The organism is Skermania piniformis (assembly GCF_019285775.1).
Classification (GTDB): Bacteria; Actinomycetota; Actinomycetes; order Mycobacteriales; family Mycobacteriaceae; genus Skermania; species Skermania pinensis.
Map to the genome: position 1 here is coordinate 1,904,013 of NZ_CP079105.1, position 14,803 is coordinate 1,918,815.

A 14,803-nucleotide genomic window follows, 5' to 3' on the forward strand; every position below is an offset into this window, starting at 1 on the left:
GTGACGACGACCGTGCTGGCCGCCACCGAGTACGCCGACCCGTGGTGGTTGGTCGTGCTCAAGGTGCTGTTCATCTTCGTGTTCCTGATGACCATTCCGCTGTTCGGGGTGCTCGCCGACCGCAAGGTGATGGCCCGGATGCAGATGCGGGTGGGCCCCAACCGGGCCGGCCCCGGCGGGGTCGGGCAGAGCGCGGTCGACGGCGCGAAGATGGCGCTGAAGGAGGACATCGTCCCGGCCGGCGTGGACAAGCCGGTGTTCATCCTGGCGCCGATCATCGCCGCGATTCCGGCGTTTCTGGCGTTCGCGGTGATCCCGATGGGCCCCGAGGTCTCGATCTTCGGTCACCGCACCCTGCTGCAGCTCACCGACCTGTCGGTCGGTCCGTTGTGGGTGCTGGCGATGACCTCGATCGGGGTGTACGGCATCGTGCTCGCCGGATGGGCATCCGGCTCCACCTACCCGCTGCTCGGCGGACTGCGCTCGACCGCACAGGTGATCTCCTACGAGATCGCGATGGGCCTGGCCTTCGTCGCGGTATTCCTGGACGCGCACACGATGACCACCTCCGGGATCGTCGCCGCGCAAGCGGGCGGCTGGTACGCCTGGCTGTTGCTGCCCTCGTTTCTGATCTATCTGGTGTCGATGGTCGGCGAGACCAACCGCGCCCCGTTCGACCTCCCCGAAGCCGAGGGGGAGCTGGTCGGCGGGTTTCATACCGAGTACTCGTCGCTGAAGTTCGCCATGTTCATGCTGGCCGAATACGTCAACATGGGCACGGTTTCGGCGTTGGCCACCACGATGTTCCTGGGCGGCTGGCGGGCGCCGTGGCCGTTGAACGACGGCTGGTGGCCGCTGCTCTGGTTCACCGTCAAGGTCTGGGCGTTCATCTTCGTGTTCGTTTGGCTGCGTGGCACCCTGCCCCGGTTGCGCTACGACCAGTTCATGAACTTCGGCTGGAAGGTGCTGATCCCGCTGTCGCTGGTGTGGGTGATGCTGGTGGCGACGTTCCGGGTGCTGTACCTGGAGGGACACGACCCGCATCAGGTGCTGCCGGTGATCGGTGGCCTGCTCGTGGCCGGCTGGTTGGTGCTGGCGATGCGTCGCTCGTTGCACGGGCCCCGGGTTACCGCACCGGCGCCCCGAGCCGGCCCGGGGCAACCGTTCGATCCGATGGCGGGCGGTTTCCCGGTGCCGCCGCTGCCCGGGCAGATACCGAAACGTCTCGAGGAGGTCAGCGATGTCACCGCCTAGCAAGGGCTGGCTGGCTCGGCTGCTGGAGCCGATCGCCGGGTTCGGCGTCACCTTCCGCACCATGTTCGTCAAGCCGACGACCGAGTTCTATCCGGAACAAAAGGTACCGACCGCACCGCGATATCACGGGCGGCACCAGCTCAATCGGTATCCGGACGGGCTGGAGAAATGCATCGGTTGCGAACTGTGCGCCTGGTCCTGCCCGGCGGATGCGATCTTCGTCGAGGGCGCGGACAACACCGCCACCGAACGGTTTTCGCCGGGGGAGCGGTACGGCCGGGTGTATCAGATCAACTATCTGCGATGCATCGGCTGCGGGCTGTGCATCGAGGCCTGTCCGACCCGGGCACTCACCATGACCAACGACTACGAGCTGGCCGGCACCAGCCGAGCCGGGATGATTTACGACAAGTGGCAGCTGTTGGCCCCACTCGACCCGGACATGCTGGCGCCGCCACACCCGATGTACCCCGGGGCCACCGACGAGGACTATTACCGCGGAAACATCACCGGGCCGGCGCCCGAGCAGGCGGTCGGACCGGCGGACGACGACGTCGAACCCGACCCCGAGGTGCGGCGGTGACGTCCGTGCTGGCCGACCCGATGACGACGACCGGTACCGCCGAAGCGGTGCAGTTCTGGGTGCTGGCGGTCGTCGCTGTCGTCGGTGCGTTGGGGACGGTATCGGCGCCCAAGGCCGTGTACTCGGCGATCTTCCTGGCGACCACGATGATCATGTTGGCGGTCGCCTACATCGCGCAGGGGGCGTTGTTTCTCGGCGTGGTGCAGATCGTGGTCTACACCGGTGCGGTGATGATGCTGTTCTTGTTCGTGCTGATGCTGATCGGCGTCGATACGGCCGAATCCCTGGCGGAGACGTTGCCCGGGCAACGTTTCGTCGCGGTCGTCGCCGGACTGGGCTTCGGCGTGCTGCTGATCGGTGCCGTGGGTAACGCGGTGACCACCGCGTTCGTCGGCCTGACCGACGGCGCCGACACCGTGTCCGGACTGGCCGAGCTGATCTTCCGCCGCTACGTGTGGGCGTTCGAGTTGACCGGATCCTTGCTGATCGTCGCGACCATCGGTGCGATGGTGTTGGCCCATCGCGAGCGGCTCACCGAGCGCCGGACCCAGCGGGAGCTCGCGATCGAGCGGATCCGAACCGGCACCCGGGTGACGCCACTGCCGAATCCGGGGGTGTTCGCCCGGCACAACTCGGTGGATCGCACCGCCGTGCTACCGGACGGCTCGCCGGCGCGGGACTCGGTGAGCGCGGTGCTGGGCGCCAAGGACGGCCGGGAATGAGTCCGGGCAACTACCTGTACCTGTCGGTGTTGCTGTTTACCATCGGCGCCGTCGGATTCTTGGTGCGGCGCAACGCCATCGTCGTGTTCATGTGCGTCGAGTTGATGTTGAACGCGGCCAATCTGGCATTCGTCACGTTCGCGCGGATGCACGGGAACCTGCACGGCCAGGTGTTTGCCTTCTTCACCATGGTGGTGGCCGCCGCCGAGGTGGTGGTGGGTCTGGCGATCATCATGGCGATCTTCCGGTCCCGCCGGTCTGCCTCGGTGGACGACGCGAATCTGCTCGCCCGATGAGCGCGGGCTGGTTGATCGCGTTGCCGCTGGCTGGCGCGGCGATCCTGTTGCTCGGCGGTCGCCGCACCGATGCTTGGGGTCATCTGCTGGCGTGCGCGGCCGCCGCCGGATCGTTCGTCGTGGGCCTGGTGCTGTTCGCCGACCTGCTCGGCTCGACCGATCGGCTGCGGCACGAGACGCTGTATCGCTTCGTCGACGCCGGGTCGCTGCACATCGACATGGGCCTGCAGCTCGACCAGCTGTCGCTCTGCTTCGTGCTGCTGATCACCGGAGTAGGCACGCTGATCCACATCTACTCGATCGGCTACATGCGGCACGATCCGGATCGGCGGCGATTCTTCGGCTACCTGAATCTGTTCCTGGCGGCGATGTTGCTGCTGGTGCTGGCAGACAACTTCCTCGGTCTCTACGCCGGGTGGGAGGGAGTCGGCCTGGCGTCCTACCTGCTGATCGGATTCTGGCAGGCCAAACCGTCGGCGGCGACCGCGGCGAAAAAGGCGTTCGTGGTGAACCGGGTCGGCGACCTCGGGCTCGCCGTGGCACTGATGATCATGTTTGCCACGTTCGGTGGGGTGAGCTTCGCCGAGGTGTTCGGCGGGGTGGGCGGGACCGGCGAGACGACGCTCACCTGGCTCGGGTTGTTGCTGCTGCTCGCCGCCTGCGGCAAGTCGGCGCAGGTGCCGCTGCAGTCCTGGCTCGGCGACGCGATGGAGGGTCCCACCCCGGTGTCCGCGCTGATCCATGCCGCGACGATGGTCACCGCCGGGGTCTACCTGATCACCCGGGCGCACCCGATCTTCGACGCGGCGCCGCACGCCCGCGATGCGGTGATTGCGGTCGGCACGGTGACGTTGCTGTTCGGCGCGATCGTCGGCTGCGCGAAGGACGACATCAAGAAGGCACTGGCGGCGTCCACGATGAGCCAGATCGGTTACATGGTGCTCGCTGCCGGGATCGGCCCGGCGGGATACGCGTTCGCGATCATGCACCTGTTGACCCACGGCTTCTTCAAGGCCGGGTTGTTCCTCGGCGCCGGCTCGGTGATGCACGCGATGGGCGACGAGGTGAACATGCGCCGCTACGGCGGTCTGCGCCGGTACCTGCCGATCACCTTCGTCACCTTCGGATTCGGCTATCTGGCGATCATCGGAATTCCGCCGTTCGCCGGCTTCTTCTCCAAAGACAAGATCATCGAAGTGGCGTTCGCGACCAACCCCGCGCTCGGCGTCGCCACGCTGATCGGCGCCGGCCTCACCGCGTTCTATATGACGCGAGTGATGCTGCTGACCTTCTTCGGCGAACCGCGATGGGATACCGAAACGGCGCATCCGCACGAGTCGCCGCCGTCGATGACCGGGCCGATGATCCTGCTGGCGATCGGCTCGATCGCGGCCGGGGCGCTGCTGGCCTGGGGCTCTGCACTGGTGCACTGGCTGGCGCCGGTGGTCGGCGAGGCGCCACACGAGCAGCCGTTCCTGCCGGCGTGGGTGCTGACCGCGCTCACCCTGGGCGTTGTGCTGGCCGGGGTCGGCGAGGCGTACGTGCGGTACGCCGGGCAGCGGATTCCGGGTGCCGCGCCGCCGGCTTCGGTGTTGACCGAGGCGGCTCGCCGCGACCTGTACGGGGACGCGCTCAACGAGCAGCTGCTGATGCGTCCCGGCCGGACGCTGACCCGGCGCCTGGTTGCGTTCGACCGGGTCGTGGTCGACGGTACGGTCGCCGGCACGGCCCGGTTGGTCGCCGGCGCGTCGGAAACGATTCGACGCACCCAGACCGGCTTCGTCCGGTCGTATGCGCTGTCCACGTTCGTCGGCGCCGGTCTGGTCGTCGCGATGCTGCTGCTGGTGAGGCGTTGATGGACGACTTTCCCTGGTTGAGTGTCCTGTGGCTGATTCCGCTGGTCGGCGCGGTCGCGGTGCTGGTCTTCCCCCCGGCCGCGCGGTCGGCGGCCCGCTGGTTCGCCGTGGCGGTCAGCACGCTCACCTTGGCGGTGGCCGTCGCGACGGCGCTACGGTTCGACAGCGGTGGGCCGCGGTTCCAGTTCGTCGAATCGCACGAATGGATCCCGGCGTTCGGCGCGGGATACACCCTCGGCGTGGACGGTATCGGCTTGGTGCTGGTGCTGCTCACCGCGCTGCTGGTGCCGCTGCTGCTGATCGCCGGCTGGGACGACGGCGGTTCGGGGGAGCGGCGGGTGCAGGTCTATGCGGCGTTGCTCCTGGCGGTGGAGTCGATGGTGCTCATCTCCTTCGTCGCCACCGACATCCTGCTGTTCTACATGTTCTTCGAGGCCATGCTGATCCCGATGTATTTCCTCATCGGCGGCTTCGGCACCGGTCGCTATCGTTCCCGGGCCGCGGTGACCTTCCTGTTGTACAACCTGGTCGGGGGGTTGGTGATGTTGGCCGCGGTGGTCGGGGTGTACGCCGCTGTCGGTGGCTTCTCCTGGACCGCGGCCGTGCAGAGCGGTGCGCTGAACGAATCCCCTTGGGCCGTTTGGTTATTTCTCGGTTTCATGTTCGCGTTCGCGGTGAAGGCGCCGCTCTGGCCGCTGCACAGCTGGCTGCCCGGTGCGGCGGTGGAGTCCACGCCGGCCACCGCAGTGCTGATGATGGCGGTGGTCGACAAGGTAGGCACCTTCGGGATGTTGCGGTATTGCCTGGAGCTGTTTCCGGACCAGTCGCGGCGGTTCGCCCCGGTGATCTGCGGGTTGGCGGTGGTCGGCATCGTCTACGGTGCGTTGCTGGCGATCGGCCAACGCGACATGATGCGGCTCATCGCCTACACCTCGATCTCGCACTTCGGCTTCATCATCCTCGGCATCTTCGCCTTGACCAGCCAGGCGCAGGCCGGATCCACGCTCTATATGGTCAACCACGGCCTGGCGACGGCGGCGCTGTTCCTCATCGCGGGTTTTCTCGTGGCGCGTAGAGGTTCCCGGCAGATCGGCGACTTCGGCGGGGTGGCCCAGGTCGCGCCGGGGTTGGCCGGCGCGTTCCTGATCGCCGGACTGGCGACGCTGTCGCTACCCGGGCTGGCGCCGTTCGTCAGCGAATTCCTGGTGCTGATCGGCACCTACACCCGCTATCCGGCGGCGGCGGTCGTCGCGAGCTCGGCGCTGGTGCTCGCAGCGATCTACGTGTTGTGGCTGTATCAGCGTGTGATGACCGGGCCGCCGAACGAGCGCACGGCCACGTTGCCCGACCTGCGGCCACGCGAGCTGGTCGTGGTGGTGCCGCTGCTCGCGCTGCTGCTGATCTTCGGGGTGTTTCCGAAACCCGCGCTGGACGTGGTCGATCCTGCGGTCGGCGGAACCCTGACCTCCGTCGGGGTCGGCGATCCGGCGCCGACCGAGGCGGGTGCGCAGCGATGAGTGTCGAGTACCACGCATTGTCGCCGATGCTCATCGTCTTCGGCGCCGGGGTGCTGGGGGTGTTGGTCGAGGCCTTCGCCGGGCGGAACGCGCGGTACCCGATCCAGCTCGGCCTGAGCATTGCCGGGCTGGTGGCGGGCTTCGTTGCGGTGCTCACCGTGGCCGGCACCGAGACCACCGCATTGGCCGGCGCGGTTGCGGTCGACGGTCCGGCGCTTTTCCTCCAGGGCACCGTGCTGTGCGTCGCGCTGGCGACGGTGTTGCTGGTAGCCGATCGACGACTCGACCGGTCGGACGCAGGTGTCGGGCTGGACGCGTTCGCGCCGCAGGCGGCACTGACCCCCGGTAGCGTCGCCGAACTGCAGGCAACCCGGGCCGGCGTGGTCACCACGGAGGTGTATCCGCTGTTGCTGTTCGCGGTCGGCGGGATGATGCTCTTCCCCGCCGCGGACGACCTGCTCACCATGTTCGTCGCGCTCGAGGTGTTCTCGTTGCCGCTCTACCTGCTGTGCGGACTGGCGCGGCGGCGCCGCTTGTTGTCGCAGGAAGCGGCCCTGAAGTACTTCCTGCTCGGGGCGTTTTCGTCAGCGATCTTCCTGTTCGGCATCGCGCTGCTCTACGGTGCCGCCGGCACCCTCGACCTCGACGGTATCGCGGTCGCTGTCACCGCCCCGGGATCGTTGGACGGGCTGGTGCTGGCCGGGGTCGGGCTGTTGTCGGTCGGGTTGTTGTTCAAGGTGGGCGCGGTGCCCTTTCACTCCTGGGTACCGGATGTGTATCAGGGCGCGCCGACCCCGATCACCGCGTTCATGGCGGCAGCGACGAAGATCGCCGCGTTCGGGGCTTTGCTGCGGATCGTCTGTGTGGTCTTGCCGGGAGCACGCGACGACTGGCGCCTGCTGCTCGCCGCCGTCGCGATCCTGACCATGGTGGCGGGAGCGATCTTCGCGGTAACCCAGACCGACGTGAAGCGGATGCTGGCCTACTCCGCGATCGCGCACGCCGGCTTCCTGCTCACCGGGGTGATCGCGGCAGACCGGGCCGGCGTCGCCGCCACCCTGTTCTATCTGGCCGCCTACGGATTCAGCACTCTCGTGGGCTTCGCGCTGGTCGCGGTGGTCCGGGACGACGACGGTGAGGTGACCGAACTGCGGCGATGGGCCGGTCTGGGCAAACGCAATCCACTGGTCGGTCTGATGTTCGCCCTGCTCTTGCTCGCTTTTGCCGGTATCCCGCTGACCAGTGGGTTCGTTGCGAAGTTCGCCGTGTTCACGGCGGCCTACGGCAGCGGAGCCCGCAGTCTGGTCGTGGTCGGCGTACTGGCCAGCGCGATCGCCGCGTACTTCTACGTCCGGGTGATCGTCGCGATGTTCTTCGCCGATCCGCCGGCCGACGCGCCCGATGTGGTGGTACCGAGTGTGGGTACGCGAATTGTGATCGCCGCCGGTGCCGTGGTCACGGTGATGTTGGGCATCTATCCGCAACCGTTGCTCGATCTGGCCACCCACGCAGCGACATTCCTTGCCTAGCCGGGCCGAGCGACAGACCATCCGGTTCGGTTGCCACTGCAGCCGACCGTCGGTCGCGCCCGGTTGCGCCGGAAATGCGTCGCCTTTACCTTGGTGTCGGTGACTGCCCGGTTCAGGCGACTGCGCGCGAAGCTCGCCGAGCGGCGGTTGCTGAATCTGGCCTACCGGATCGTCGTCGGCGTGGTCGGGACGCTCGTTCTCCTCGTCGGCATGCTGGCTATTCCGTACCCGGGTCCGGGCTGGGCGACCGTGTTTGCCGGATTCGCCATCCTGGCTACCGAATTCGACTGGGCGCGTTCGACATTGCGCTGGGTGAAGCAGCGCTACGAGCGGTTCACGGCCTGGTACCGAGCGCAGAACCTCCTCGTCCGGATCGGGGGTGTCCTGATTACCACCGCGGTGGTCATCGCAACACTGTGGCTACTGGGAGTCTTCGCCATGGTAGGCGGGTGGTTCGACGTGGACTGGCCATGGTTGAGCAGCCCGCTGTAGGAGGCACCGCTGTAGGAGGCACCGCGCTGGCCGACCCGGCGTGGTTGGCGGCCCGGTTGATCGATCTGGCGGCGGCGTGGCAGATCGACGACCTACGGGTGGCGGGAACGCTGTGGTGGTACATGGCCTCGGCCACTTTGCTCGATGCGCCCGTGCACGACTCGCGGGTCGATCCCGGGTTGACCGCGCTCGTCGTGGAGCTGCGTCCGGACGGGAGCGTCGCCCGGGTCAGGCATACCGGCAGTGCCCGGCGGCAGATCCCGGCTTTGCGCGAGATGGTGCGCTGCATCGTTGTTCCGCTCGCCGAGGTGTCCGGCGCGGCCGAACGTTCGCTGTGGGCGGTGACGACCGATGCGATCGCGGGCCACTGCCTGGCCGCTCCGGCGCGGGCCGATGAACTGACGGCCGCGATCCCCGAGCTCCCGTCGCCACGGTTCGTCGACGTCGGCGAACGACGTTTCGTGCGGCGCGGTTCGTGCTGCTTGATCTATCGCAGTCCGATCGCGGGTCTGTGCACCAGTTGCCCGAAACGGCCACCGGCCGAGCGAGATCGCTTGCTCGCTGCGTTGGTCGGTGATCGACCGGGGTGACGCCCGGCCCCGCGGGTCAGCCGGTTGCCCAGACCGCGGCTACCTCGCCCGCAACGGCGCGGCCGACGGCACGCCCGGCTTCGGCGGCCGGAGCTCGCGTGGCGGGGGAGAGCGAGTCCGCGCCGAACGCCGCCCACGATCGCTCGTCGGCGTACACGACGAACGTGCGGGGATCGCCGGTGCGGCGCAGCTCGGCCAGCTCGTCGTCGAGCTCGGCTCCGACGAATGCGGGCATGCCGGCCGGTTTCGGGACGAGGGCCAGCACCACGGCGGCGCTCGCGGCAAGGTCGGCGTTGGTACCCGACCAGACGCCGCCGTCGACATACCGAGCTGCGCCGATTGTCACCGGCGGCCACACGCCGGGCACCGCACAACTCGCGGCGACCGCATCCAGCAGCGACACCCCGGATGTGCGGTCGAAGACCACCCGATCGCCGGTGGCCGCGTCGACGGCGGGCAGGAGCAGGTCGCGATCCGGCCAGGCCAGGCTGGACAGTCGTCCGCGTACGGCCTGCAGCCGCGCCGCTTCGGGCACGGTTCGGGTGGCCAGGGCTATCGCGCAGATCCGGCGACGTCGATCCGCCGCGTCGTCGGCGTCGGTCGCGGGCGCCATCCGCTCGGCGAGGGCGACGCTGTCCACTCCGGGATCGATCTCGACGGTGGCCGGATCGAGCTGTGCAGCATGGAGTTCGGCGAGTGCTACATCGCCGGTGAGCTGAGCCGCGACCGCCGAACCGGCCGATGTCCCGATCACGAGGTCGGCGCTCCGCACGGCGGCCGCCAGCGCCGGATCGACATCGGCGAGCCCCTGGATTACGCCGATCTCCCAGGCGATGCCGGCGACCCCACCACCGGCCAGGACGAGCGCGCGGCGCTGCGATGCGATCATCGCCGCAATCTATCTATCCTGCCGTTGGAGCTCGGCGTAGGCGGCCGCCTCCTGATATCGGAACAACCGGAACCAGGCGTCGAGTCGTTTCGGGTCGCACAGGTCGAGTGTGGCGAGTACGTCGCGGGCGAACTCGACCGGCGCGATCGGGCTGGCGGTGACGACCAGTCCGTCGCTGACCGACACCGCATCGGACCGGTAGCGCGCACCACCGCGGTAGCCGCTGGCGGCGAGGAAGCCGGGGTCCGCGCCGGTGTGTGCGCGTTCGTCGAGCAGGCCGGCGGCTGCGATGCCCCACACGGCGCCACAGATCGCTGCCACCGGAACGTGCTCGCCGACAAAGACCTTTGCGGCCGCCGCGAAGTCGCTCAGCGCGCCGGAGGTCCAGTGGTCGGCGCCGGGCAGCACCAGGCAGGCGCTTGCCGTGGGGGACAGCTCGGCGAGGGTCAGGTCGGGCTGAATTCGTAGACCGCCCTTGGTGCGTATCGGCCCGGCGCCGGCCGCGACCGTCCGCAACTCGACCGGCTCGCGGGTCAGGTCGGAGTTCAGTGCGGTGGTCAGGTAGCCGATCTCCCAGTCGGCCAGGGTGTCGTATACCGCCAAGTGGACCGTCGTCATGACAGTAAGTTGTGTCATCGGCAGCATGCTGTCAATGGGTGGCGGTCGAGTAACCGGGTCGGCCTGGCCGGACCTCTCCGGCGACGATGCTCGTTCCCCGACTGGTTTGCCGCGCGGGGCGGGCCGATAGCATGGGGCCGTTCCCCGCCGCACCTCTCGATTCCCCAGGAGCCGATCTCGTGACCGCGCCTGCCGTGCAAGCTCGCATCGAATCCGTCCTCGTGCCGGCCGGGACGACCGCGGGCGCGGCCGTGCGGGAGGCGGGGCTGCCGCTGAAGGGTCCGGGAACCGTAGTCGTGGTGCGGGATCCGGACGGCCGACTGCGCGACCTCGGCTGGGCGCCGGGGACCGACGTCGAGGTGGAACCGGTCGCGGCGGACACCGAAGCCGGGCGCAGCGTGATCCGACATTCGGCCGCGCACGTGTTGGCCCAGGCGGTGCAGCAGGAATTCCCGGAGGCGAAGCTCGGCATCGGGCCGCCGATCACCGACGGCTTCTATTACGACTTCCAGGTGGAGCGGCCGTTTACGCCGGACGATCTGGCGAAGCTGGAAACTCGGATGCGCAAGATCGTCAAGGGCGCGCAGCGGTTCTCCCGTCGGGTGACCGACGCCGAGTCCGCGCAGTTGGAGCTGGCGAACGAGCCGTTCAAGCTGGAGCTGATCGCCGACAAAGCCGGGATCGACGATCCCGAGGTGATGGAGGTCGGCGGGTCCGAGCTGACCATCTACGACAATCTCGACCCGCGTACCGGGGAACGGATATGGGCCGACCTGTGCCGGGGTCCGCACCTGCCGACGACGAAGTTCATCCCGGCGTTCAAGCTCACCCGCAGCTCGGCGGCGTACTGGCGCGGTGACCAATCCCGCGAGGGATTGCAGCGGATCTACGGCACGGCTTGGGAGTCGACCGACGCGCTGGACGAGCACCTGCGGCTGCTGGCCGAGGCCGACAAGCGGGATCATCGTCGGCTCGGTCAAGAGCTCGACCTGTTCAGTTTTCCGGACGAGCTCGGCTCGGGCCTGCCGGTGTTCCATCCCAAGGGCGGGATCATCCGTAAGGAGCTGGAGGACTACTCCCGGCAGCAGCATGTGGCGGCCGGGTACCAGTTCGTCAACACCCCGCACATCACCAAGGGGCATCTGTTCGAGGTCTCCCGGCACCTGGAGTGGTACGCGGACGGGATGTTCCCACCGATGCATCTGGATGCGGAGTACAACCTCGACGGCAGCCTGCGGAAGCCCGGCCAGGACTACTACGTCAAGCCGATGAACTGCCCGATGCACAACCTGATCTACCGCAGCCGCGGTCGCTCCTATCGCGAGCTGCCGCTGCGGATGTTCGAGTTCGGCTCGGTGTACCGCTACGAGAAGTCCGGGGTGATCCACGGATTGACCCGCGCGCGCGGCTTCACCCAGGACGACGCGCACATCTACTGCACCCGAGAACAGATGCTCGACGAGCTGTCGAACACCTTGCGGTTCGTGCTGGACCTGCTCGCGGACTACGGCCTGGACGACTACTACCTGGAGTTGTCCACCCGCAACCCGGACAAGTCGGTGGGCAGCGACGAGGTCTGGGACGCGGCCACCGCAGTCTTGCAGCAGGTGGCGGATGCGTCGGGGCTGCCCTTGGTGCCGGACCCGGGCGGTGCGGCGTTCTACGGTCCGAAGATCTCGGTGCAGACCAAGGATGCGCTGGGGCGGAACTGGCAGATGTCGACGCTGCAGTTGGACTTCTTCGAGCCGGAGCTGTTCGGGCTGGAGTACACCGCTCCCGACGGGTCCAAGCAGCGCCCGGTGATGATCCACCGCGCCCTGTTCGGTTCGATCGAACGATTTTTCGGCGTCCTCACCGAGCACTACGCCGGTGCGTTCCCGGCATGGCTGGCCCCGGTGCAGGTGGTCGGGATCCCGGTCGCGGAGCCGCACACCGCGCACCTGGTCGAGGTGATCGATCGGCTGCGGGCCGTCGGCGTCCGCGCCGAGGTGGATACCGGCGACGACCGGATGCAGAAGAAGATCTTCAATCAGACCGCGCAGAAGGTGCCGTTCATGCTGCTCGCCGGTGAGCGGGACGTGGCAGCCGGCGCGGTCAGCTTCCGCTTCCGGGATGGCAGCACCGTCAACTCCGTGCCGGTGGGCGACGCGGTCGCGCTGATCGCGGACTGGGTGCGACGCCGTGAGAACACCTCGCCGACAGCCGAGACGGTGCAGCCGGGATGAGCGACGGGCTGGTCGACCGCAGCGCCGGAGAACCGGACCGGCTGGAACGGATCTGGACTCCGCATCGGATGACGTATATCACCGAAGCGGTCAAGCCGGCCGATGCGACCGGAGAACCGTTCACCGACATCCCGAAGATGTCGGACGAGGACGGTTTGGTCGTGGCGCGGGGTGAGCTGGTCTACGCGGTGCTGAACCTGTACCCGTACAACCCGGGGCATCTGATGATCGTGCCGTACCGCCGGGTCGCCGGGCTGGAAGAGCTGACCGTCGCCGAGAGCAGCGAGCTGATGACGTTCGCGCAGCAGGCGATCCGGACGATGAAAGCGGTGTCCCGGCCCGCCGGGTTCAACGTGGGACTCAATCTGGGCGGGGTTGCCGGCGGGTCCCTGGCTGATCACCTGCACCTGCATGTGGTGCCCCGATGGGGCGGAGACGCCAACTTCATCACCGTCGTCGGCGGGGTAAAGGTGATGCCGCAGCTGTTGCGTGACACCCGCGCACTACTCGCCGCCGCGTGGGAGACGACCGGCGCGGACCAGGCTCCGGACACAACGTCGGATTAGGGCATTACAGTGAGCTCGCACTCGGGATGCGAGGAAGGTGTGCGGTGCTGAGCTTTTTCGGGCGCGACGCGGTGTCGAAGGTAACCGCGCCGCTCGGCCGGACGCTGGTGAACGTCGGCCTGACTCCGGACGCCATGACGTTGGTCGGCACGGTCGCCACCGTGGCTGCCGCGGTGACCTTGTTCCCCACGGGGCACCTGTTCTGGGGCACCATGGTGATCTGGCTGTTCGTCATGTTCGACATGCTGGACGGCGCGATGGCGCGGGCACAGGGCGGCGGAACCAAGTACGGTGCGGTGCTCGACGCGACCTGCGACCGGATCGCCGACGGTGCCATCTTCGCCGGGCTTACCTGGTGGGCGGCGTATCAGGCGAACGACCGGACGCTGGTTGCGGCTACCTTGATCTGCTTGGTCACCTCGGCGGTCATCTCCTACGCGAAGGCCCGGGCCGAGGCGAGTGGGCTGTCCGCCGACGGCGGCCTGATCGAACGGCCCGATCGATTGATCATCGTGCTGGTCGGAGCCGGTTTGACCGGGATCGGCGACCACTTCGGGGTCGGTTGGCTCGGCCACGCGATCGAGGTGGCGATGTGGGCATTGGCTGCGCTCAGCGTGGTCACCGTCGTCCAGCGGATGCTCGCGGTGCGCCGCGCCGCCGGTGCTCGGGATGTGCTCTCGGCCGCCCCGGCGAGCGACGGCCGGTGAGCCCGTTGCCGGGATTCGGGCTGCGCGCGCGGGCCACCGACCTCGGCTATGGTGCCGGATGGCGGGCGGTGCGGCTGATGCCGGAGCGGATGGCGGCGGGGGCGTTTCGGGCGGGAGCCGACATCGCGGCCCGGCGGGAGAGTTCGGCAGCGGGGCGGGGCGAGGCCGGCCAGCTGCGGCGCAACCTCGCCCGAGTGCTCGGCCGACCCGCAGCCCAGGTACCGGACGAGCTGGTCCGGGATGCGTTGCGCTCCTACGCTCGGTACTGGCGCGAAGCCTTCCGCCTGCCGAGCATGGATCATGTCCGACTTGCGGCCGACCCACGGCTGCGGTTGACCGGGCTGGAACACCTCGACGCGGCGTTGGCACGGGGTCGCGGGGTGATCCTCGCGCTCCCGCACTCGGGCAACTGGGACATCGCCGGAATGTGGCTGGTGCAGCAGCACGGACAGTTCTCCACGGTGGCGGAACGGCTCCGGCCGGAGTCGCTGTTCGAGCGGTTCGTCGCCTATCGGGAAAGTCTCGGGTTCGAGGTGTTTCCGCTCACCGGCGGCGAGCAACCCCCGTTCCAGCTGCTCGCCGAGCGGCTGCGGGCCAACCGCATCGTCTGCCTGCTCAGCGAGCGCGATCTCCAACGACACGGCGTTGCGGTGACCTTCTTCGACGGGCGGACCCGGTTCGCGGCCGGGCCGGCCCGGTTGGCCGTCGAAACCGGTGCGGCGCTACTGCCGGTGGGCTCCTGGTTCACCGACATCGCCGGTGAAGGCGAGGGATGGGGGTTCCGGGTCGGCGCACCGATCGACACCACCGGCGGGGTGCCCGCCGCTACCCAGCTGTTGGCCGACGAGTTCGCCACCGACATCGCCGCACATCCGGCGGATTGGCACATGCTGCAACCGCTCTGGCTCGGTGATCTGACCGATGCCCGGCTGGAGCGGATCGGCGAGGGATAGATCGAG

15 protein-coding genes are annotated in these 14,803 nt (G+C 68.3%); 13 read left to right on the forward strand and 2 right to left on the reverse strand.

Annotated features, from left to right (window positions below; translation table 11 throughout):
* From nuoH to KV203_RS08880, 9 genes are all read left to right on the forward strand, one after another.
* Entirely contained in the window at nucleotides 1–1,254 is a 1,254-nt protein-coding gene (gene nuoH / locus KV203_RS08840) for an NADH-quinone oxidoreductase subunit NuoH (protein WP_169797472.1), read from the forward strand.
* A complete protein-coding gene (gene nuoI, locus KV203_RS08845; RefSeq protein WP_066468055.1) occupies nucleotides 1,241–1,837 on the forward strand; it encodes an NADH-quinone oxidoreductase subunit NuoI in 597 nt (198 codons plus the stop codon). Before nuoH ends, nuoI begins: the two co-directional genes overlap by 14 nt.
* Nucleotides 1,838–1,857: 20 nt before the next feature.
* Complete coding sequence (locus KV203_RS08850) at nucleotides 1,858–2,559, forward strand: NADH-quinone oxidoreductase subunit J (protein WP_066468277.1); 702 nt, start codon at nucleotides 1,858–1,860, stop codon at nucleotides 2,557–2,559.
* Complete coding sequence (gene nuoK / locus KV203_RS08855; RefSeq protein WP_066468057.1) at nucleotides 2,556–2,855, forward strand: NADH-quinone oxidoreductase subunit NuoK; 300 nt, start codon at nucleotides 2,556–2,558, stop codon at nucleotides 2,853–2,855. Before KV203_RS08850 ends, nuoK begins: the two co-directional genes overlap by 4 nt.
* Nucleotides 2,852–4,711, forward strand: a complete 1,860-nt coding sequence (gene nuoL, locus KV203_RS08860; protein WP_066468058.1) for an NADH-quinone oxidoreductase subunit L — start codon at nucleotides 2,852–2,854, stop codon at nucleotides 4,709–4,711. The genes nuoK and nuoL overlap by 4 nt, the downstream gene beginning before the upstream one ends.
* On the forward strand, nucleotides 4,711–6,228 hold the full coding sequence (locus tag KV203_RS08865) for an NADH-quinone oxidoreductase subunit M (RefSeq protein WP_066468059.1): 1,518 nt from the start codon (nucleotides 4,711–4,713) through the stop codon (nucleotides 6,226–6,228). The genes nuoL and KV203_RS08865 overlap by 1 nt, the downstream gene beginning before the upstream one ends.
* Nucleotides 6,225–7,757 (forward strand): NADH-quinone oxidoreductase subunit NuoN, encoded by a 1,533-nt coding sequence (gene nuoN, locus KV203_RS08870; protein WP_066468060.1) that lies wholly within the window; start codon nucleotides 6,225–6,227, stop codon nucleotides 7,755–7,757. Before KV203_RS08865 ends, nuoN begins: the two co-directional genes overlap by 4 nt.
* A 99-nt stretch (nucleotides 7,758–7,856) precedes the next feature.
* Complete coding sequence (locus tag KV203_RS08875; protein ID WP_246600772.1) at nucleotides 7,857–8,249, forward strand: TIGR02611 family protein; 393 nt, start codon at nucleotides 7,857–7,859, stop codon at nucleotides 8,247–8,249.
* Entirely contained in the window at nucleotides 8,228–8,839 is a 612-nt protein-coding gene (locus KV203_RS08880) for a (2Fe-2S)-binding protein (protein WP_066468061.1), read from the forward strand. The genes KV203_RS08875 and KV203_RS08880 overlap by 22 nt, the downstream gene beginning before the upstream one ends.
* Nucleotides 8,840–8,855: 16 nt before the next feature.
* Here the strand turns inward: KV203_RS08880 and KV203_RS08885 are convergent, their stop codons facing one another.
* Together KV203_RS08885 and KV203_RS08890 are read right to left on the reverse strand one after the other, a co-directional pair.
* Nucleotides 8,856–9,728 carry a patatin-like phospholipase family protein gene (locus KV203_RS08885; RefSeq protein WP_066468063.1) on the reverse strand — a complete coding sequence of 291 codons (873 nt, stop codon included), beginning with the start codon at nucleotides 9,726–9,728 and terminating at the stop codon, nucleotides 8,856–8,858.
* Nucleotides 9,729–9,737: 9 nt separating this feature from the next.
* Complete coding sequence (locus KV203_RS08890) at nucleotides 9,738–10,364, reverse strand: DJ-1/PfpI family protein (protein ID WP_066468281.1); 627 nt, start codon at nucleotides 10,362–10,364, stop codon at nucleotides 9,738–9,740.
* 161 nt (nucleotides 10,365–10,525) lie between these two features.
* Between KV203_RS08890 and thrS the strand changes: the two genes are divergently transcribed.
* From thrS to KV203_RS08910, 4 genes are read left to right on the forward strand one after another with little or no spacing between them, the layout of a single operon-like run.
* The gene (gene thrS / locus KV203_RS08895) at nucleotides 10,526–12,571 is read left to right on the forward strand and encodes a threonine--tRNA ligase (RefSeq protein ID WP_066468065.1); all 2,046 of its coding nucleotides are present in this window, start codon (nucleotides 10,526–10,528) and stop codon (nucleotides 12,569–12,571) included.
* Nucleotides 12,568–13,137 carry an ATP adenylyltransferase gene (locus tag KV203_RS08900; protein WP_066468067.1) on the forward strand — a complete coding sequence of 190 codons (570 nt, stop codon included), beginning with the start codon at nucleotides 12,568–12,570 and terminating at the stop codon, nucleotides 13,135–13,137. Before thrS ends, KV203_RS08900 begins: the two co-directional genes overlap by 4 nt.
* A gap of 44 nt (nucleotides 13,138–13,181) precedes the next feature.
* On the forward strand, nucleotides 13,182–13,844 hold the full coding sequence (pgsA, locus tag KV203_RS08905; RefSeq protein WP_066468069.1) for a phosphatidylinositol phosphate synthase: 663 nt from the start codon (nucleotides 13,182–13,184) through the stop codon (nucleotides 13,842–13,844).
* Nucleotides 13,841–14,797, forward strand: a complete 957-nt coding sequence (locus tag KV203_RS08910) for a phosphatidylinositol mannoside acyltransferase (RefSeq protein ID WP_246600781.1) — start codon at nucleotides 13,841–13,843, stop codon at nucleotides 14,795–14,797. The genes pgsA and KV203_RS08910 overlap by 4 nt, the downstream gene beginning before the upstream one ends.
* Nucleotides 14,798–14,803: the final 6 nt, after the last annotated feature.